The organism is Paracoccus wurundjeri (assembly GCF_030678915.1).
Classification (GTDB): domain Bacteria; phylum Pseudomonadota; class Alphaproteobacteria; order Rhodobacterales; family Rhodobacteraceae; genus Paracoccus; species Paracoccus onubensis_A.
Map to the genome: position 1 here is coordinate 20,334 of NZ_JAUUTZ010000022.1, position 20,230 is coordinate 40,563.

The window sequence follows — 20,230 nt, forward strand, 5'->3', positions numbered from 1 at the left end:
AGGAGTTTCCATGAACAAGATGACCCCCGATGAGATCACACGCGACGATCTGACCGCGATGATCCTGCGCGCCAAGAAAAGAGCGGGGCTGAGCTGGACCGAAATCGCGGGGAAGATCGGCATGTCGCCGGTCTGGACCCATTCCGCCGCGACCGGCATGAACGCTTTCCCCGAAGACAAGGCCCGCGCCTTCGCGCAATTGCTTGGATTGCCCGAAAGCACAGTGACCCTGCTGGCCGAAAGCCCGCTGAAACTCTGGGGCCAGACCGTGCCGACCGATCCATGCGTTTACCGCCTTTACGAGATCGTCGGGGTCTATGGCCCGACGATCAAGGCGTTGATCAACGAGGAATTCGGCAATGGCATCATGTCAGCGATAGATTTTTCGATGGCGATCGAGCGGGAACCCAACCCCAAAGGCGACCGTGTCAGGATCACCATGTCCGGCAAATATCTGGAATACGCAAACTGGTAACCGCCTGCCCCATCGGGATCACTCAACCGGAAAGGAACACGCATGTCCTATGTCAATCCACCAGATTTTGCCCGAAAGATGATTGATGCCGGAGAATCCAAGGTCTTCATGTCCACCAAGGACACGTTGATCCGCGCCTATATGGCCGGGGCAATCCTCGCGCTTGCCGCAGCCTTCGCGATTACCGTTACGGTGAATACCGGCAATCCCCTGATCGGCGCATTGCTGTTTCCGGTCGGGTTCTGCATGCTTTATCTTCTGGGCTTCGATCTGCTGACCGGAGTGTTCACGCTGGTCCCTCTGGCGCTTCTGGATCGCCGCAAGGGTGTGACGGTCAGGGGAATGCTGCGCAACTGGGGGCTGGTATTCTGCGGCAATTTCGCGGGCGCCATGACGGTTGCGGTTTTCATGGCGATCATCTTCACATTCGGCTTTTCGACCGAGCCGAACGAAATCGGGCAGAAGATAGGCCATATCGGCGAAGGCCGCACCCTTGGCTATGCCGAATACGGATCTGCCGGCATGCTGACATTGTTCATCCGCGCGGTGATGTGCAACTGGATGGTATCGACCGGCGTCGTGGGTGCGATGATGTCCAGCTCGGTCTCGGGCAAGATCATGGCGATGTGGATGCCGATCCTGGTTTTCTTCTACATGGGATTCGAACATTCCATCGTGAACATGTTCCTGTTTCCCTCGGGGATTCTGCTGGGTGGACAATTCACCTGGATGGATTACCTGATCTGGAACGAAATTCCGACCATCCTCGGCAATGTGGTGGGCGGGCTGACCTTTGTCGGCGCGATGATCTATTCCACGCATTACAGAACCTCTGCTTCGCTGCGGGACAAACCGGAAGCCAGGCCGCATTCATCCGTTCCCGCAGAGATTCCGGCAGAATAACCGGATGACGGAATGCTGTAACCGCCCCGGACCGGTCCGCACGACCTGCGCCTATTGCGGTGTCGGATGCGGAGTGCTTGCGACGCCTGACGGGATGGGCGGCGTCGCAATCGAGGGCGATCCCGATCATCCTGCCAATTTCGGCAAGCTATGCGTCAAGGGCTCGGCGCTTGGCGAAACCGTCGGGCTTGAAGGGCGTCTGCTGGCGCCGCAGATCGGCGGGCAGGAAACGGATTGGGATCAGGCGCTTGATCTGGTTGCCCGGAAGCTCAGCGAGACGATCGCGGCCCACGGGCCGGATTCCGTCGCCTTCTATGTTTCCGGCCAATTGCTGACAGAAGATTACTATGTCGCCAACAAGCTGATGAAAGGCTTTATCGGATCGGGGAATATCGACACGAATTCACGCCTTTGCATGGCGTCGTCGGTGGCGGGGCATCGCCGGGCCTTCGGCTCGGACACGGTACCGGGTTTGTACGAGGATCTCGAACAGGCCGATTGCGTGGTCCTGACCGGCTCTAACCTCGCATGGTGCCATCCCGTTCTGTATCAGCGTCTGGCAGCGGCCAAGGCTGCGCGCCCGTCGATGCGGATTGTCGTGATCGATCCGCGCCGAACGGCCACCTGCGATATCGCCGACCTGCATCTGGCCATCGAACCAGGAAGCGACGCGGCGCTTTTTAATGCCCTTCTGGCCGAGATCGACCGGCGCGGGTTTGCCTCGGCCAGGTTTCGCGATCATCTGGCGGGCGCGGATGAGGCCATCGCGGCGGCACGGGCATCCGATCCGTCGATGACGGGGCTGGACCCTGCGGAACTGGCCCGGTTTCTGGAAATATGGCTGGCCAGCGAGAAAGTCGTCACGGTCTACTCGCAGGGCATCAACCAGTCCGAAAGCGGCACGGACAAGGTCAACGCGATCATCAACTGCCATCTGCTGACCGGGCGCATCGGGCGCGAGGGGATGGGGCCGTTCAGCGTCACCGGACAGCCCAACGCCATGGGCGGGCGCGAGGTCGGCGGGCTTGCGAATATGCTGGCCTGTCATCTGGAGATCGAGAACCCCATGCATCGGGATACTGTCCGGGATTTCTGGAACTCCCCCCACATTGCGGAAAGGCCGGGTCTTAAAGCCGTTGACATGTTCAGGGCGGTGGAAGACGGGCGGATCAAGGCGTTGTGGATCATCTGCACCAATCCCGCCGTTTCGATGCCCGATGCCGACCGCGTCGCCCGTGCCATCGCCGGATGCGATTTCACCGTAGTGTCGGATGTCATGGCCAGAACCGACACGACCCGGCTTGCCGATGTGCTGTTGCCCGCGACCGGCTGGGGTGAAAAGAACGGCACAGTCACCAATTCCGAACGCCGGATCAGCCGTCAACGCCCGTTCCTGCCCGCCCCCGGTCAGGCCCGGGACGACTGGCGCATATTGGCCGAGATCGGCCGCAGGATGGGCTGGCCGGAGGCATTCGCATGGCAGCATCCGGCAGAGATATTTTCCGAATATGCCGCATTGTCCGAAATCGCCGGGACGCTGGGAAGCGATTTCGACATTTCGGCCTGTGCCGCGATGTCCCGCGCGGAATACGACCGGATGGCGCCCATCCTCTGGCCTCAATCCGCCACGCGCAAAGGCGGGCGCTTCTTTACCGACGGGCGTTTTCATACTGTCGATGGCAAGGCCCGGATGCTGCCCATCCGGCCACAGCTTCCCGAGGCGATCGGCGACGGGCATCCGTTCCGCCTGAATACCGGACGGGTGCGGGATCATTGGCACACGATGACCCGGACCGGAAAATCGCCACGGCTGGCGCAGCATCTGGCAGAGCCGTTTGTGGAACTTCACCCAGACGACGCCGATCGGCTAAACCTGCAACCCGCCGATCTGGCAAGGGTCGCAAATCGGCATGGCACTTCTGTCCTGCGGGTTCTGGTGACCGACCGTGTGAAGCCCGGTCATCCTTTCGCACCTATCCACTGGACCGGCGAGACGGGCAAGGCAGGGCGCGTCGGGGCAGTGGTTCCTGCCGCCGTGGATCCGGTGTCGGGACAGCCCGCGCTCAAATCCGCGGCAGTGTCGATAGAGCGCTATAACCCCCGCTGGTATGGCTTCATGCTGACGAAGAACGACCTGTCACCCGCGACGTCCTACTGGGCCAAGGCAGTGCTGCCCGGCGGCAATCAATACGAGCTTGCGGATGACCGCTCGCCGGATGATTGGGAAGAATATGTCCGGGAATTGCTGAACATTGATGCGCAATTGATCACCCTGCATGACCGGCATCGTCAAATCCACCGTTTCGCCGCGCTTCATGGCAACCGGTTGCAGGCAATGCTGTTCACCGGCCCGCAACCGGTCGCGGTGTCGCGTAGCCATATCGCCGGGCTGCTGGGCAAGATGTGGGAACCGGCGGATATGGCAGGCATCCCGCCTCTGGATCAGCCAGAAACTGGCCCGACCATCTGCGCCTGTGCGGGCGTCGGCAGCCTGACCATCGAGCGCGCCATCAGAAGCCAGCAACTCTCGTCACTCGATGAGATCGGCGTGGCTTTGGGCGCAGGGGCAAATTGCGGCTCTTGCCGGTCAGAGATCAGGGTTATCCTGCAACGCTGCACGGGTGAGGCTTCCACCCTCACGGATACCGGCGACAACACGCGCGCCTCGCGCGATCTTGCCGAAGCCTAGGAACGACGGCCGGGGATAAGATCATCCCCCGGCCGGGCGCGCAAGGATCAGCCGATCAGACGAATTTGTTGTCTCTGGGGAAGCCGCGCGGTGCCATCCGGCCCGCTCCGGCGCGTTTGCCCACCCATTCCTCAAGATCGCTTTCGGTACGGGTCTTGCCGCCGCCCATCGGCCAGCTCAGCCCATCCGCCAGCGTCAGGCAGATCGCATCCGACAAGCCGCCATCCTTGTATTTCTGCAACCTGACTCCCTTGCCGCGCGCCATTTCGGGCAATTCGTCCAGCGGGAAAACCAGCATCTTGCGGTTCTCCCCCACCACCGCGACGTGATCGCCTCTGACGGGTTTGCACAGCAGGGCGTGACCGTTCAGCACCTGTTTCCCGGATTTCGTTTGCGCCAGTGTATCGCCCGACTGCACGATGAACCCGTTCCCGTCTTTCGAGGCAACCAGATATTTCTCGCCCTCACGCCAGGGAAACAGCGCGACGATATCGGCATCGTTAGGCAGATCGACCATCAGCCGCAGCGGCTCCCCCATCCCCCGGCCGCCGGGCAGGCCATTGGCGGGCAGCGTATAGAAGCGCCCGTTCGAAGCAAAGACCAGCAGCTTGTCGGTCGTCTCGGCATGCAGCGCCAGTCCCGGGCCGTCGCCATCCTTGAACTTCAGCTCGGTATCCAGCGGCTGATGCCCCTTCATGGCCCGGATCCAGCCCATCTTGGACAGGATCACGGTCAATGGCTCGCGCTCGATCATCGCATCCATGTCGATCGGCTCGACATCGGTGGCATCGGTGATCAGGGTCCGGCGCTGCCCTTCGGGCGTCGATTTGCCGAACAGGTTCCGCACCTCGCGCAATTGTTCGGCGATCCGCGCCCATTGCGCGCCCTCATCGGACAGCATCGCCTGCAAGCCCTCGCGCTCTTCCAGAAGATTGTCGCGTTCGGCCCGAAGCTCGATTTCCTCAAGCTTGCGCAAGGCGCGCAAGCGCATGTTCAGGATCGCTTCGACCTGAACATCCGACAGGCCGAATTCGGCCATCATGATCTTTTTCGGCTCATCCTCATAGCGGATGATCTCGATCACCCGGTCAAGGTTGAGATAGGCGACCAGATAGCCCTCCAGCACCTCAAGCCGTGCCGCAATCTTCTCAAGCCGGAAATTCGAGCGCCGGATCAGCACGTCGCGGCGGTGATCCAGAAATGCCCGCAGCACTTCCTTGAGGCTGCACACTTTGGGCACCCGGCCGTCGATCAGCACATTCATGTTCAGGCTGAAGCGCAGTTCGAGATCGCTGACCCGGTAAAGCGCCGCCATCAGCTGCTCGGGATCGACACTGCGGGTTTTCGGCTCAAGCACGATGCGGATATCCTCGGCGGATTCGTCGCGGACATCGGCAAGGATGGGAATCTTGCGGTTCTGGATCAGTTCGGCCAGCCGCTCGATCAGCTTGGATTTCTGAACCTGATAGGGGATCTCTGTGACGACGACCTGCCATTGCCCGCGCCCCAGATCCTCTTTTTCCCATCTGGCGCGTATCCGGAAGGCACCCCGTCCGCTGCGGTAAACCTCGGCAATGGTTTCGCGGCTCTCGACCAGCACCCCGCCGGTCGGGAAATCCGGACCCTGCACGATCCCTGCAATCGTATCGTCACGGGCATCCGGCGTCTTGATCAGATGCAGGCAGGCATCGATCACCTCGTGCAGGTTATGCGGAGGAATATTCGTCGCCATCCCCACCGCGATCCCCGACGCCCCGTTGACCAGCAGATTGGGGAAAGCCGCAGGCAGCACCACCGGTTCGGTCAGGGTGCCGTCGTAATTCGGGCGATAATCAACCGCATCCTCGGCCAGCCCGTCCATCAATGCTTCCGATGCAAGCGCAAGCCGCGCCTCGGTATAGCGGGCAGCAGCGGGGTTGTCGCCGTCGATATTGCCGAAATTGCCCTGCCCGTCCACCAGCGGATAGCGCATCGCGAAATCCTGCGCCAGCCGCGCCATGGCGTCATAGATCGCAGCATCGCCATGCGGGTGATAATTGCCCATCACATCGCCGGTGATCTTGGCCGACTTGCGGAACGCTCCGTTCGGCGACAGGCGCAATTCGCGCATCGCGTAAAGAATGCGGCGATGCACCGGCTTCAGCCCGTCGCGGGCATCCGGCAAAGCGCGGTTCATGATCGTGGAAAGCGCATAGGTCAGATAGCGCTCGCCAATGGCGCGGCTGAGTGGCTCGGCCTGCGTGTTCTCGGGTTCGGTGGGCAAATCGTCAGACATGTCGTATTGGATAGGCTGACAATCGCCAACGGTCCAGACGGAAATTCACCTGCGGAACATGCCACGCTATCTTGGCGTTACTATCACGAAAGTGTAATCCATCCGTGATCCACCGGTGGGACAGAGGCGCGGGACAAGGGCGACGCAATGTTACGATTGATAGTTTTGATAGCAGCGACGGTCGCAGCGCTGCTCTATGTATTATCGGCATATGGCACGGGTGCACCGTCGGCTAGGCCGCAGGTTCCTGCGGAACAGAACGTCCCCGAGGAAAAGCCCGTATCCGATTTGCTGCCCGAACTGCCCGCCACACCGGAATCCAACGGCGCCGATAGCGACCCCCCCGCAGATCTGGTACAGCCCGAAGTTCAAACCCCCGAGCGTGTGCAGGATTTCCCCGGCCCGGATTTGCAACCGTCGCCCGAATATGAAGACCGGCCCCTCGAGACCCCGCAGACGATCGCCGAAGCGGAAGGGCCGGTTCTGTATGTCAGTGCCGCAAGCGTGAATGTCCGCTCGGGGCCTTCGACGAATGACCGGGTGATCGGCGCATTGGATGCCGGCGCGCCGGTCGAGGCCCTGGGGCCACTGGATACGGAATGGGTGCAGATCCGCGATATGGATGGACGGATCGGCTATATGTCGGGTCAGTTCCTGTCGGAAGACGCGCCCTAGATGCCGGGACGGGTTCTTGTCACCGGATGCTCATCGGGGATCGGGCTGGATACCGCAAGGCGCCTGCAAAGCGAAGGCTGGCATGTCGTCGCCACTTGTCGCAAAGCCGAAGATATCGCGGCGCGGCGCGCGGAAGGTATGGAATGCCATCATCTGGAACTGTCCGACCCGGACAGCGTGGCAGAGTTGGTGAGCAAGGTTCTGGCGGGCGGGCGACTGGACGCATTGGTGAACAACGCGGCCTTCGCCCTGCCCGGCGCGGTCGAGGATATCCCGCGCGATGCCCTGCGTTCGATCTTCGAGACCAATCTGTTCGGCACCCATGACCTGACCGTCCGGCTGATCCCGCATTTCCGCGAACATGGTGGGCGGATCGTGAATATCAGCTCGGTCCTCGGACTGATCGGGATTCGCTGGCGCGGCCCCTATGTGGCGACGAAATTCGCACTTGAAGGGCTGACCGATGTATTGCGCCTAGAGATGGAGGGAACCGGCGTCAGGGTCATCCTGATCGAGCCCGGCCCGATCGCCAGCCGCATCCGCGAAAACGCCATCCCCCATTTCGAGAAATGGGTGAACTGGCAAGCCAGCCCCCGCGCCGATCAATACCGGAAAAGCCTGCTGAAGCGGCTCTATGAACCGGCGAAGAAGAAAGACCGCTTCGAACTTCCCGCCTCGGCGGTCAGCGACCGGATCCTGCATGCCCTGACGGCGGCGAATCCGGCCCCGCGCTATTATGTCACGGTGCCGACATGGATTTCGGGGCTTGGCCGCCGGATTCTGCCGACCCGCGCACTGGACTGGCTGGCGCGGCAGGGATAGGGTCGGCCCTGAAAGGCGGATCCATGCAAGACAAGCCCCTGTTCCTTGTCATCATCCTTGCGATGCTGGTCGTGCTGGCCATTCTGGCCACCGGCATCGGCGGCTTTGCCCGCGGTGGTGAATTCAACCGCAAACACGGCAATCGCATGATGCGGTGGCGGATCATTGCGCAGGCAATCGCCGTTGCCCTGATCATGCTGTTCATCTGGATAAGGTCGAATTGATGGTCGTTCTGAACAAGATTTACACCCGCACCGGCGACAAGGGCGATACCGCGCTGTCCGATGGCAGCCGCGTGGCCAAGCACGATCCCCGGGTCGAGGCCTATGGCACCGTGGACGAATTGAACGCAACGCTTGGCCTGTGCCGCCTGCATGCCGCCGATATGCTGGCTGACCGGCTGTCGGTGATCCAGAACGATCTTTTCGATCTGGGCGCGGATCTGGCCCGCCCCAATATGGCGGCGGACGATCAGGCGGGTTACCCCGTCTTGCGAATCATTGATTCCCAGGTCGAACGGCTGGAACGGGAAATCGACGAAATGAATGCCGGTCTTCAACCGCTGCGCAGCTTCATCCTGCCGGGCGGCACCATCCTGGCATCGCATCTGCATCTGTCGCGCACCGTCGCCCGCCGGGCCGAGCGCCGCGCGACAGAACTAGCGCAGGGTGGCGATGTGAACGGCTCGGCAGTGCGCTATCTCAACCGCCTGTCCGATTGGCTGTTTGTCGCCGCCCGCCTGTCGAATGACGGCGGGAACGGGGACATCCTGTGGGTTCCGGGCGGCAGCCGTTAGCGCATGACTGCCGCAAACGTCGCGTCGCATGGCGTTTTTATACTGTAAATCCGCGAAATCTGCCGATAACACTGCCTCTCGACAGATGACGCAAACTAAGGGAGAGGCGAATGAAAGTCCTCGTGCCGGTCAAGCGCGTGATTGACTATAACGTGAAAGCCCGCGTGAAGGCGGACGGATCGGGTGTCGATCTGGCGAATGTGAAGATGTCGATGAACCCCTTTGACGAGATCGCGGTGGAAGAAGCGATCCGGCTTCGGGAAAAAGGCGTGGCCGAAGAGGTCGTGGCCGTTTCCATCGGCGTGAAACAGGCGCAGGAAACGCTGCGCACCGCGCTTGCCATGGGAGCTGATCGCGCCATTCTGGTAGTCGCCGCCGATGACGTGCATCAGGATATCGAGCCTCTGGCGGTTGCCAAGATCCTCGCAAAAATCATCGAGGAAGAACAACCGAAACTGGTCATCGCCGGCAAACAGGCCATCGACAACGACATGAACGCCACCGGCCAGATGCTGTCGGCATTGCTGGGCTGGTCGCAGGCCACTTTCGCCAGCAAGATCGAGATCGAGGACGAGGCGGCGAAAGTCACCCGCGAGGTCGATGGCGGCTTGCAAACTATCGAGGTCAGGCTGCCTGCCATCGTCACCGCCGATCTGCGCCTGAACGAGCCGCGCTATGCCTCGCTGCCCAATATCATGAAGGCCAAGAAGAAGCCGCTGGATGAAAAGACCGCCGCCGATTACGGGGTAGATGTCAGCCCGCGCCTCGAAATCGTCAGCACGCGCGAGCCCGAGGGCCGCAAGGCGGGCATCAAGGTCGAATCGGTCGATGAACTGGTCAGCAAACTGAAAGAAGCGGGGGTGGTGTGATGGCGGTTCTGCTGCTTGGAGAAGTAACCGGAGGCGAGCTGAGCGTTGACGCCACCTCCAAGGCCGTAACTGCGGTCAAGGCGCTTGGCGATGTGACGGTGCTTTGCGCCGGGGCCTCGGCCAGGGACGCCGCGCAGGAGGCCGCGAAGATCGACGGCGTCGCCAAGGTGCTGGTCGCCGAGGATGCGCGTTACGGCCACCGGCTGGCCGAGCCGACCGCCGCCCTGATCGCCAGCCTTGCGGGCGATTACGACCATATCGTCGCGCCCGCCACCACGGATGCCAAGAACATCATGCCGCGCGTGGCGGCGCTTCTGGACGTGATGGTGATTTCGGATGCCTCGGGCATCATCGATGCCGACACGTTCGAACGTCCGGTCTATGCCGGCAACGCGATCCAGACGGTGAAATCGAAAGATGCGAAGAAGGTTCTGACCATCCGCACGGCAAGTTTCGACGCGGCGGGCGAAGCCGGCGCGGCGCCCATCGAGGATATCGCCGCCGCCGATGATCCTGCGCTGTCTAAGTGGGTCGGCGACGAATTCGCCAAAAGCGACCGTCCCGAACTGACCTCGGCCGGTCGCGTGGTCTCGGGCGGGCGCGGTGTCGGCTCGAAAGAGGATTTCGCCATCATCGAGGCGCTGGCCGACAAGCTTGGCGCCGCTGTCGGCGCCAGCCGCGCGGCGGTCGATTCGGGCTATGCTCCGAACGATTGGCAGGTCGGTCAGACCGGCAAGGTCGTCGCGCCCGAGCTTTACGTGGCCATCGGCATCTCGGGCGCGATCCAGCACCTTGCGGGGATGAAGGATTCGAAAGTCATCGTCGCCATCAACAAGGACGAGGAAGCCCCGATCTTCCAGATCGCCGATTACGGCCTGGTCGGTGATCTCTTCACCACCGTCCCGGAACTCACCGAAAAGCTCTAACCCGCCGAAAAACTCTGACCGTTTCTTCTTTGCGAAAATACCTCGGGGGAGTCGCGCAAAGCGCGGCGGGGGCAGCGCCCCCTTCCTCCGGCGAAGCTTCACCGCCTCTGGAACGATCCGGGGGCGGTTTTGCATTGCAGCATCGCATCGCCCGGCCTATCGTCACGCCGATCAAAGATACGAGGCGGATATGGCGATCGAAAAAATAGGCATCATCGGGGCGGGCCAGATGGGCAATGGCATCGCCCATGTTTTTGCACTGGCGGGATATGATGTATTGCTCAACGATATCAGCCGGGACGCATTGGACAAGGCCGTCTCTCTGATCGACCGCAATATGGAACGTCAGGTCAGCCGCGAGAAAATCACCGCCGAGGAAAAAACTGCCGCCATGGCGCGGATCACCACGACGCTGACGCTGACCGATCTGGGTCAGACCGATCTGGTGATCGAAGCCGCGACCGAGCGTGAAACCGTCAAGCAGGCCATTTTCGAGGATCTGTTGCCGCATCTGAAGCCGGAAACGATCCTGACCTCGAATACATCCTCGATCTCGATCACCCGACTGGCCAGCCGCACCGACCGGCCCGAGAAATTCATGGGTTTCCATTTCATGAACCCGGTTCCGGTGATGCAGCTTGTCGAATTGATCCGGGGAATCGCCACCGACGAGGCCACCTACAAGGCGCTGCACGAGGTGGTCGAGAAACTGGGCAAGACTGCCGCCTCGGCCGAAGATTTCCCGGCTTTCATCGTGAACCGCATCCTGATGCCGATGATCAACGAGGCGGTCTATACGCTGTATGAAGGCGTCGGAAGCGTCAAATCCATCGATGAATCGCTGAAGCTGGGGGCCAATCACCCGATGGGGCCGCTGGAACTGGCGGATTTCATCGGGCTGGATACCTGTCTTGCGATCATGAACGTGCTGCATGACGGGCTGGCCGATACGAAATACCGCCCCTGCCCGCTGCTGACGAAATATGTCGAGGCCGGCTGGCTGGGCCGCAAGACAGGCCGCGGCTTCTACGATTACCGCGGAGAAACTCCGGTTCCGACGCGATAAGATTCCGGGGTGATCTTCGGCGGAAAACCTGATACTGATTGACTGGACAATCAATATCCCGTCAGGAGGAAGTCCAATGCTCAGCAGGAAACGCCTACTCGTCGCGCTGTCGCTTTCGGCGGCAACCGCGATGCCCGCACTGGCCGATGATCCCGGCACATGCGGCACGGTACATCTCTCCGATCCCGGCTGGACCGATATCACCGCAACGAATGGCGTCGCGGCTGTGGTGTTGTCCGCGCTGGGCTATACGCCCGATATCGCCACCCTGTCGGTTCCGGTCGGATACGAGGCGTTGAAAAATGGCCAGACCGACGTGTTCCTGGGCAATTGGATGCCTGCGCAGCAAACCTTCCGTGACGATCTGGACGCGAATGGCGGTATCGAAGAACTGGTGCAGAATCTCGAAGGCGCGAAATTCACTCTGGCGGTCAACACTGCCGGCGCGGAAGCCGGCGTTGCGGATTTCGCCGATCTCGATGCGCAGAAAGATGCGTTCGAGGGCAAGATATACGGGATCGAACCCGGCGCCCCGGCAAATCAGTCGATTCAGGCCATGATCGAGGCGGACGAATTCGGCCTTGGCGACTGGGAACTGGTCGAAAGCGGCGAACAGGCAATGCTGGCTCAGGTTGGCCGCAACGACAGCGCGGACACACCGACGGTCTTTCTGGCATGGGCGCCGCATCCGATGAACGAATCGCTCGAGATCACCTATCTGACCGGCGGCGATGAACAGTTCGGCCCGGATTATGGCGGCGCCGATGTATTCACCCTTGCCCGCAAGGAATGGGTCGCGGAATGTCCCAATGCCACCAAACTGTTCAGCCAGCTGGTTTTCGACATCAGCATGGAGAACCAGCTGATGGGCAAGATCCTTGACGAGGGCGCGGATGCGCAGGATGCCGCGAAAGAGTGGATCGCCGCGAATCCCGAAATTGCCGGGAAATGGCTGGACGGCGTGACCACGCTTGACGGCCAGCCGGGTATTGATGCGGTGATGGCAGCGGTCGGAGAATGAAACCGAATATTCTTGTTTTGATGGCGGATCAGCTATCAGGGGTGCTGTTTCCCGACGGCCCCGCCGATTTTCTGCATGCGCCCAATCTTCGACGATTGGCAGAACGCTCGACGCGGTTTGCCAATACCTATACCGGCAGCCCGCTTTGCGCCCCCGGGCGCGCCAGTTTCATGTCGGGGCAACTGCCCCGGCGCACGCGGGTCTATGACAACGCGGCCGAGTTCGCCTCGGACATCCCGACCTATGCGCATCACCTGCGGCGGGCGGGATATCAGACCTGCCTGTCGGGCAAGATGCATTTCGTCGGCCCCGACCAGTTGCACGGATTCGAGGAACGGCTGACCACCGATATCTATCCCGCCGATTTCGGCTGGACCCCCGATTACCGCAAGCCGGGTGAGCGGATCGACTGGTGGTATCACAATCTCGGCTCGGTCACCGGCGCGGGCGTGGGTGAGATCAGCAATCAGCTCGAATATGACGACGAGGTTGCCTATAATGCCTGCCGCAAGCTTTATGATCTGGCGCGCGGCGGGGATGAGCGGCCTTGGTGCCTGACCGTCAGCTTTACCCATCCGCATGATCCCTATGTCGCGCGACGGAAATACTGGGATCTCTACGAAGATGCGCCCGAACTGGCCGCACCTCAGACCCTTCCATACGAGGATCAGGACCCGCATTCGCAGCGGCTTATGGATGCCTCGGACTGGCGGGCCTTTGACATCACCGAAGATCATATCCGTCGGGCGCGGCGGGGTTATTTCGCCAATATCAGCTATATCGATGACAAGATCGGAGAGATTCTCGATGTGCTGGAAACGACCGGGCAAGAGGCGATCATCCTGTTCGTCTCGGATCACGGCGATATGCTGGGCGAGCGGGGATTGTGGTTCAAGATGAGCTTTTTCGAAGGCTCGGCGCGGGTGCCGCTGATGATCTCGGCTCCGGGGATGGAACCCGGGCGCGTGGATCAGCCCGTCAGCACCATCGACGTTCTGCCGACGCTTTGCGACCTGGCCGGGTTGCCGCTGGACGAAATCGCGCCCTGGACCGATGGGGTGTCTTTGGCCGATGGCGGCGCGGATCGGGGGCCGGTACCGATGGAATACGCGGCCGAGGGCAGTATCGCGCCACTGGTGGCGATACGGGACGGGCGGTGGAAATATATCGCCTGCGACGCCGATCCCGAACTGCTTTACAATCTGGAAACGGATCCGGACGAACGGATCAATCTTGCCGGTGATCCCGCCCATGCGCGGGAATTGGAGCGGTTGCGGGATATGGCACGACACCGCTGGGATCTGGCGGCGTATGATTCCGAAGTGCGGCAGTCGCAGGCTCGCCGCTGGATCGTTTACGAGGCCTTGCGGAACGGCTCCTATTATCCCTGGGACTATCAGCCGCTGATGCGCGCGTCCGAGCGTTATATGCGCAATCACATGGATCTGAACGTGCTGGAGGAAAATCAGCGTTTCCCGCGCGGAGAATAAGCGAAGGGGCCGGAAGTTCCGGCCCCATTCGTTTTTATCACTGTTCCGACTTGGTGTCGCGCTGTTCCATGAACTGATCGAACTCTGCCTTGTCCTTGGCTTCGCGCAGCTTTTGCAGGAAGTCCATGAACTCGGAATGCTCGTCTTCCAACCGCTTCAGCGTTTCTTCGCGATAAGTGTCGAAAGCGGTATTGCCGGTGGGCGCGGAATGATAACGGCGATGGTGGTGATGACTGCGTTTGCTGCATCCAAACATGCGTTTACTCCAGATCATGTAAGCAAGAATGGCAAGACCGATGGGCCAGAAAGCGATGAAGCCCAGGATCATGGCAACGATCCACGCAGCTTTGCCGCGCTCGTCCAGCCAGTCTCTGACCCGCCCGACCGGACCCGGACCCGCATCCCGCGGCATCCTGAAACCGGTTATTTCACGCGAGGCACTGTGCATTTTGATGAACTCCCTATGTTAATGTTAATCACATTTACATAAATGGGCACCACGCGACGCAGGTCAAGAGTTTTCGTCGATTTTTTTGAAACCATCCGGATCGGGCAGTCCATGCCACCGGTGCGGTTATTATCCGAACAACCGCACCAGTCCCAGCGTGATGGCGGGAAAGGCAATCAGTACCACGATACGGACAAGATCGCTAAGCAAAAAGGGCAACACGCCACGGAAGCTTTCGATCATCGGCACGTCTTTTGCCATCCCGTTGATGACAAAGACATTCATGCCGACCGGAGGCGTGATCAGCCCGACCTCGACCACCACCACCGCAAGGATCCCGAACCAGATCAGCGTCTCTTCACGTGGCATGCCGAAATCCAGCCCGCCGATGATCGGGTAGAAGATCGGGATGGTCAGAAGCAGCATGGACATGGAATCCATCACACAGCCCAGCACCAGATACAGTGCCAGCATTGCCAGCAGAACCATCATCGGCGTCATGCCCGATTGCGAGATCGCATTGGCCATCAACATGGGGGTCTGGGTCTGGGCGAGGAAGGCGTTGAACATCTCGGCCCCCAGCAGGATCAGGAAGATCATCGCCGAGGTCGATGCGGTTCCGCGCAGGCATGCCATCAACCCCGACAGGCGCAATCCACCATGCAGGAAAGCCAGCATTCCCGCGCCGAAGGCGCCAACCGCAGCGGCCTCGGTTGGCGTGAACCAGCCCCGATACATACCGGTGATCACCAATGTGAAGATCAGGATGATCGACCAGGTTTCCTTCAACGCGCCCAAACGCTCGGGCCAGCCTGCGCGCGGACCGGCAGGGCCGTCTTCGGGATGGCGCCAGACAAAAATCGCCACGGCCAGCATATAACCAAGGGCGGCCAGAACGCCCGGCACCATGGCGGCGACGAACATCTTGGCGATGTTCTGCTCGGCCATGAGCGCATAAAGGACAAGGATGACCGAGGGCGGAATCAGGATGCCCAGCGTGCCCCCTGCGGCAAGCGAGCCGGTCGCCAAAGCGCCCGAATAATTATAGCGCCGCATCTCGGGCAACGCGACCTGCCCCATTGTCGCCGCTGTGGCCAGAGAACTGCCGCAGATCGCGCCGAATGCGGCGCAACCGCCGATCGAGGCCATGGCCAACCCGCCCCGGCGATGCCCAAGAAATGCGGCGGCGGTGCGGTACAGTGCCCGGCTCATTCCGGCATGGGTGGCGAATTCGCCCATCAGCACGAAAAGCGGAATAACCGACAGCGAATAGGTCGAGAACTGGTAATAGGTCGAGGTCTTGAGAAAGGCGAGAAGCGGCGTGACCCCGCTGTAAAGGCCGTATCCGCCGATCCCCACCGACAGCATCGCGACGCCGATGGGCACCCGTATGACCATCAAGGCCAGAAGCGCGGCGAATCCGGTCAGCCCGGCGGCCAGCCCGCTCATTGCCGCGCCCCTTTCAGATGGGCAAGGAAGCTGGCGGCGCAGGTCACGGTCAACAGCGCCATCGCCGGAAGGATGATGATGAAGCTCCACCAGACCTGCACCGCCAGCACCATGGTCTGTTCGCCATATTGCCGCATTTCCAGCGCGCCATGGATCAGCCGCCACAACAACAGCCCCGCGATCAGCAGATAGAGCAGCGAACCAAAGGCATCCATCAGATGGATCGCGCGCGGTCCGGCCTTTTGCGTAAAGAAATCGACCACGACATTGCCGCCAGTCGCCTGACACCAGGGAAGAAAGCAGAAGATCGCGATCGCACTGCCAAGCTCGACCAGTTCGAAATCGCCGGGGATGGGTTTGCCGATGATGCCGCGCAGCACCACGCTGGTCACGGTCATCAGCATCATGGCCAATAATGTCACTCCCCCGATAGCAGCGAATCCCTTGCAGGCAGCAAGAAGCCAGCCGGGCAAGCTGATCGGTGACGCGGCTTCGCTGAAAATCTCTGTATCGGCCATGGCTTCTCCTCCCGGTCGCTTACTCGGCCTGCGCGGCGTCCAGCATCGCCTGCGCGTCATCCAGGATCGCCTGACCGTTCAGCCCGGCATCAGTGGTCGATTTGACCCAGGCGTCGATGACCGGCTGCGTCGCCTCGCGCCATTTGGCGACCTCTTCCTCGGGCAGGACGGTGATATTGCCGCCCGCGTCCAGCGCCTTCTGTCGCTCTTCATCCTCGGCGGCGTCGAATGCCGCGCCTGCGAGTTCGGCCAGCGCCGCGCCGGTCGTCTCGTCGATGACCGCCTTCAGATCATCCGGCAGTCCGTCATATTTGCCCCTGTTCATCACAAGCGCCATGACCGAGGTGGACAGCCCGCCATTCTCGACCCCGATTTCGGCATGTTCCTTGGCGACGCTTTCGATCCTCAGACTGCCGAAGACCTCCCATGGGATCACCGCTCCGTCGATGACACCGGTGGTCAGGGCCTGAGGCACCTCGGGTACCGGCATGCCGACCGCGGTCGCGCCAAGCGCGTTCAGCCCCTCGGTCATGGTGCGCGAGGGGGCACGCAGTTTCAGCCCTGACAGGTCCTCAAGCGAGGCAACCGGCTTGCCATTGGTGTGAATCTTGTAAGCGGCAGGCGCATGAATCAGCAGCGGATGCACGTCCTTCAGCTCATCGCCCATATATTTCGCCTGAAATTCCTGAAGCGCAGCGGTCGTCTGGGTTGCGGTGCCCGACATGAAGGGCAGTTCGAACACTTCGGAAACCGGGAACCGCCCCGGCGTATAGCCAAGCAGGGTCCATGAGATATCAACGATCCCGTCGCGCGCCTGATCGTAAAGCTGTGGCGGCTTGCCGCCAAGCTGCATCGAGGGGTAAAGCTGCACGTCGATGCGGCCCTCGGATTTCTCCTCGACCTGTTTTTCCCACGGCACGAGCACATCCTTGTGCATCGGCGCATCGGCAGACAGGAAATGGTGAACGCGCAGCGTCACCTCCTGCGCGGTGGCCACGCCTGTCGCGGCGATACATATCGCGGCGGATAGCAGCAGTTTCTTCATGTTCAGTCCTCCCATGACTGGTCAGGAACGGGCCTGTGCCGGCGCGTCTCCGATGTTGTTTTCGAATGCGAGAATCTCTGCCCAGTCATGACCGGGAACGATACGCGACAGGGCCTCGGGCAAGGTTTCCCTGCCATTCACGTCCATCTCCGCCAATGCCTGCCGGACAAGTGCCAGCGCCTGATCGCGCGGCATGGAACGGGCCAGATAAAATCCCGCGGCCTCGGCAAGCATAGCGCCGCGATCGGCGGCAAAGGTCCGGACTATCGCAGCCTGATCGGCGGAAAGCGAGTCCACCAGTGTGGTCGCCAGACGCAGCGCCGCGCCGCTATGGATCACCATGCCCGGCAACACCCGCCATTCGATCCCCAGCGCCGAGCCGTCGCGCTCCTGCGCATGAACCATTGCCTGATGGATCGTGCCGACCGCACCCGCGTTCAGCCTTGCAATCGTGACAAGGGTTTCGGCCGCGACCGGATTGGATTTCTGCGGCATGGTCGAGGATGCTCCGCCCGTTCCGGCCTTAACCTCGGCAATCTCTGACTGACCCAGAAGGATCAGATCCGCGCCCATCTTGCCCAAAGACCCGCACAGCATCGCCAGCCACCCGGCGAGTTCGGCAATATTGTCGCGGGCGGAATGCCAGGGCACATCATCCGCGCCCAGGTTCAGCTCTTCAGCCAATGCCTGACGCACCCTTGCCATATCCGGCCCAAGCGCCGCGCCCGTCCCCGCCGCGCCATGAAACGAGACCTTGAACAACCTGACGCGCAGTTCCGCCAACCGCGCCAGATGCCGCCGCAAAGGCGCGCGCCAGACGGCGATCTTCGCGCCAAGCGTGGTCGGTGCGGCAAGCTGAAAACGTGTTCGCGCGGGGATTGCGCGATCCGCGAAACATTCCGCCTTCGCCGCAAGCTGTTTTTCAAGTTTGACAAGCCGTTCCTCGATGATCCGCAACGCCTCGACCAGACAGATAACCAGCGCCGTATCCTCGATATCCTGCGAGGTGGCGCCGAAATGCACCCAGTCGGCATTCTCGCCGCATTGCTTTTTCAGGGCAGTCGCCACGGCCTGCGCCGCAATACCCGCCCGCATCGTCGGCCCAAGCAGATCGGCGGGATCGATCCGCCGTTTCTCGATCCGTGCCACGATCTCCGCCGCAGCCTTGGCCGGGATGATCCCCAGCCTGCCCTGACAACGCGCCAGCGCGGATTCGACAAGGCAGATGGCATTGATCTGACAGGGCGCGGTCATCAACCGCTCCAGATCCTCATCCCCGAAAAGCCCATCCGTCAGCATCATGGCGCATGCAATCCCAATATCTGCCGCGCCTGCCGGAAATCGGCGACCGGCCGTTCATATTTCCCGCATAATTCAACCGCCCGCCGCACAAGCGCAGCATTGGACGGGGCCAGCTCCTCCCTGCTCAGCCGGACATTATCCTCCAGCCCGGTGCGGGCGTGACCGCCCGCAGAAATCGCCCATTCATTCACGACGATCTGGTTCGCACCGATCCCGGCGGCGCACCAGGGCGCATCCTCGCCGAACAGGCGCTTGACGGTGTGGATGTAGAAATCAAACACCTCGCGGTCGCCCGGCATCGCGTTCTTCACACCCATCACGAATTGCACATAGGGCCGGTCCTTGATCCGGCCGTCCTGATGCATCTTTGCCGCCTGAAAGATATGTGAGAGATCGAAAGCCTCGATCTCGGGCTTGACCCCATGCGCGATCATCTCGGATGCCAGCCAGTCCACCAGATCGGGCGGGTTCTCATAGACCCGCGCGGGAAAATTGTTCGACCCCACCGAAAGCGAGGCCATGTCGGGGCACAGGGGCAGCATCCCGCCCCGCGCCTGCCCGGCACCGGAACGCCCGCCAGTCGAGAATTGCAGGATCATACCGGGGCAATGTTTCTTCAGCCCTTCTTTCAATGCGGCGAAACGCGCGGGATCGCTGGTCGGTTTGCCCTCGTCGTCGCGGACATGACAATGGGCGATAGTCGCGCCGGCTTCAAAGGCTTCCTGCGTGGATTCGATCTGCTCGCTGACCGAAACCGGCACGGCGGGATTGTTTTCCTTGGTCGGCAAGGAACCGGTAATCGCCACGCAGATGATGCAGGGATTCGTCATGATCGGGCCTCAGATATCGAAGAACACGGTTTCATCATCGCCCTGTAACCGGATATCGAACCGGTAGACCGGGATGCCATCGCGCATGGCGCGGGCAGCGATCAGGGTCGCGCGGCGATGTTCCCATTCGATCAGGTTCAGGACCGGATCGGCGGCATTGGCGGATTCCTCGTCGGTGAAATACATCCGTGTATTCAGGCCGATATTGATCCCGCGCGAGACGATCCAGAAATTCAGATGCGGCGCCATTTGCCTGCCGCCTCGCCCCATGACCGCGCCCGGCTTTATGGTGTCGAACCCCCATTCGCCGGTTTCGAAATCGCTGATGACCCGACCCCAGCCGCGAAAACCGTCTTCCACCGCGCCACCTCCTTCGGGATGGGCGTAATGCCCGGCGGCATTCGCCTGCCAGACCTCAAGCAGGACATCCCTGACTGGCGATCCCATCCCATCGAGGACGCAACCCTCGACCCGGATACGCTCGCCTGCCGCGTTCGGGCCAGCGATATCCTTGCCCAGTTCCTGCCCGTAAATCTCGAAGCCCGCATCCTTCGGGGCAAGGCCGATATGAACATATGGCCCCGCCGTCTGAGATGCGGTTTCGCGCAGATAATCCAGTTTCTGCGGCATG

The 20,230-nt window shown here is 61.3% G+C and carries 20 protein-coding genes; 12 read left to right on the forward strand and 8 right to left on the reverse strand.

Annotation, left to right across the window (positions count from 1 at the left end; all coding sequences use genetic code 11):
• The first annotated feature begins 10 nt into the window (after positions 1–10).
• From cynS to Q0601_RS18490, 3 genes are read left to right on the forward strand one after another with little or no spacing between them, the layout of a single operon-like run.
• The gene (gene cynS / locus Q0601_RS18480; RefSeq protein WP_305291373.1) at positions 11–475 is read left to right on the forward strand and encodes a cyanase; all 465 of its coding nucleotides are present in this window, start codon (positions 11–13) and stop codon (positions 473–475) included.
• A gap of 42 nt (positions 476–517) precedes the next feature.
• Positions 518–1,378: a formate/nitrite transporter family protein gene (locus Q0601_RS18485; protein WP_305291375.1), complete on the forward strand. Its 861-nt coding sequence runs from the start codon at positions 518–520 to the stop codon at positions 1,376–1,378.
• 4 nt (positions 1,379–1,382) lie between these two features.
• The gene (locus Q0601_RS18490) at positions 1,383–4,067 is read left to right on the forward strand and encodes a nitrate reductase (protein ID WP_305291377.1); all 2,685 of its coding nucleotides are present in this window, start codon (positions 1,383–1,385) and stop codon (positions 4,065–4,067) included.
• 55 nt (positions 4,068–4,122) lie between these two features.
• Here Q0601_RS18490 and parC read toward each other — a convergent pair whose 3' ends face one another.
• Positions 4,123–6,342 carry a DNA topoisomerase IV subunit A gene (gene parC / locus Q0601_RS18495; RefSeq protein ID WP_305291378.1) on the reverse strand — a complete coding sequence of 740 codons (2,220 nt, stop codon included), beginning with the start codon at positions 6,340–6,342 and terminating at the stop codon, positions 4,123–4,125.
• A gap of 147 nt (positions 6,343–6,489) precedes the next feature.
• Here parC and Q0601_RS18500 point away from each other — a divergent pair, with 147 nt between their 5' ends.
• From Q0601_RS18500 to betC, 9 genes are all read left to right on the forward strand, one after another.
• Positions 6,490–7,017, forward strand: a complete 528-nt coding sequence (locus Q0601_RS18500) for an SH3 domain-containing protein (RefSeq protein ID WP_305291379.1) — start codon at positions 6,490–6,492, stop codon at positions 7,015–7,017.
• On the forward strand, positions 7,018–7,839 hold the full coding sequence (locus Q0601_RS18505) for an SDR family NAD(P)-dependent oxidoreductase (RefSeq protein WP_305291380.1): 822 nt from the start codon (positions 7,018–7,020) through the stop codon (positions 7,837–7,839).
• Positions 7,840–7,862: 23 nt separating this feature from the next.
• Entirely contained in the window at positions 7,863–8,063 is a 201-nt protein-coding gene (locus tag Q0601_RS18510; RefSeq protein ID WP_119751495.1) for a twin transmembrane helix small protein, read from the forward strand.
• Positions 8,063–8,635 carry a cob(I)yrinic acid a,c-diamide adenosyltransferase gene (locus Q0601_RS18515; RefSeq protein WP_305291381.1) on the forward strand — a complete coding sequence of 191 codons (573 nt, stop codon included), beginning with the start codon at positions 8,063–8,065 and terminating at the stop codon, positions 8,633–8,635. Before Q0601_RS18510 ends, Q0601_RS18515 begins: the two co-directional genes overlap by 1 nt.
• Positions 8,636–8,745: 110 nt before the next feature.
• The gene (locus tag Q0601_RS18520; protein WP_305291382.1) at positions 8,746–9,504 is read left to right on the forward strand and encodes an electron transfer flavoprotein subunit beta/FixA family protein; all 759 of its coding nucleotides are present in this window, start codon (positions 8,746–8,748) and stop codon (positions 9,502–9,504) included.
• Entirely contained in the window at positions 9,504–10,430 is a 927-nt protein-coding gene (locus Q0601_RS18525) for an electron transfer flavoprotein subunit alpha/FixB family protein (RefSeq protein WP_305291383.1), read from the forward strand. The genes Q0601_RS18520 and Q0601_RS18525 overlap by 1 nt, the downstream gene beginning before the upstream one ends.
• 190 nt (positions 10,431–10,620) lie before the next feature.
• Complete coding sequence (locus Q0601_RS18530) at positions 10,621–11,496, forward strand: 3-hydroxybutyryl-CoA dehydrogenase (RefSeq protein WP_305291384.1); 876 nt, start codon at positions 10,621–10,623, stop codon at positions 11,494–11,496.
• 76 nt (positions 11,497–11,572) lie between these two features.
• Positions 11,573–12,517: a choline ABC transporter substrate-binding protein gene (gene choX, locus Q0601_RS18535; protein ID WP_305291385.1), complete on the forward strand. Its 945-nt coding sequence runs from the start codon at positions 11,573–11,575 to the stop codon at positions 12,515–12,517.
• A complete protein-coding gene (gene betC, locus Q0601_RS18540; protein WP_305291387.1) occupies positions 12,514–14,007 on the forward strand; it encodes a choline-sulfatase in 1,494 nt (497 codons plus the stop codon). The genes choX and betC overlap by 4 nt, the downstream gene beginning before the upstream one ends.
• A 37-nt stretch (positions 14,008–14,044) precedes the next feature.
• Here betC and Q0601_RS18545 read toward each other — a convergent pair whose 3' ends face one another.
• The 7 genes from Q0601_RS18545 to pcaG all read right to left on the reverse strand — a co-directional run bounded on the left by Q0601_RS18545 (position 14,045) and on the right by pcaG (position 20,229).
• Positions 14,045–14,419 carry a DUF2852 domain-containing protein gene (locus Q0601_RS18545; protein WP_305291446.1) on the reverse strand — a complete coding sequence of 125 codons (375 nt, stop codon included), beginning with the start codon at positions 14,417–14,419 and terminating at the stop codon, positions 14,045–14,047.
• Positions 14,420–14,584: 165 nt separating this feature from the next.
• Complete coding sequence (locus tag Q0601_RS18550; protein ID WP_305291388.1) at positions 14,585–15,904, reverse strand: TRAP transporter large permease; 1,320 nt, start codon at positions 15,902–15,904, stop codon at positions 14,585–14,587.
• Positions 15,901–16,422 (reverse strand): TRAP transporter small permease, encoded by a 522-nt coding sequence (locus tag Q0601_RS18555; RefSeq protein ID WP_305291389.1) that lies wholly within the window; start codon positions 16,420–16,422, stop codon positions 15,901–15,903. The genes Q0601_RS18550 and Q0601_RS18555 overlap by 4 nt, the downstream gene beginning before the upstream one ends.
• A 19-nt stretch (positions 16,423–16,441) precedes the next feature.
• The gene (locus Q0601_RS18560; RefSeq protein WP_305291390.1) at positions 16,442–17,467 is read right to left on the reverse strand and encodes a TRAP transporter substrate-binding protein; all 1,026 of its coding nucleotides are present in this window, start codon (positions 17,465–17,467) and stop codon (positions 16,442–16,444) included.
• A 21-nt stretch (positions 17,468–17,488) separates the two neighbouring features.
• Positions 17,489–18,769 (reverse strand): lyase family protein, encoded by a 1,281-nt coding sequence (locus Q0601_RS18565; protein ID WP_305291391.1) that lies wholly within the window; start codon positions 18,767–18,769, stop codon positions 17,489–17,491.
• The gene (locus Q0601_RS18570) at positions 18,766–19,599 is read right to left on the reverse strand and encodes a 3-oxoadipate:acetyl-CoA acetyltransferase (protein ID WP_305291392.1); all 834 of its coding nucleotides are present in this window, start codon (positions 19,597–19,599) and stop codon (positions 18,766–18,768) included. Before Q0601_RS18570 ends, Q0601_RS18565 begins: the two co-directional genes overlap by 4 nt.
• Before the next feature lie 9 nt (positions 19,600–19,608).
• Positions 19,609–20,229, reverse strand: coding sequence for a protocatechuate 3,4-dioxygenase subunit alpha (pcaG, locus tag Q0601_RS18575; RefSeq protein ID WP_305291394.1), 621 nt, complete (start codon positions 20,227–20,229; stop codon positions 19,609–19,611).
• Between the last annotated feature and the right edge of the window lies 1 nt (position 20,230).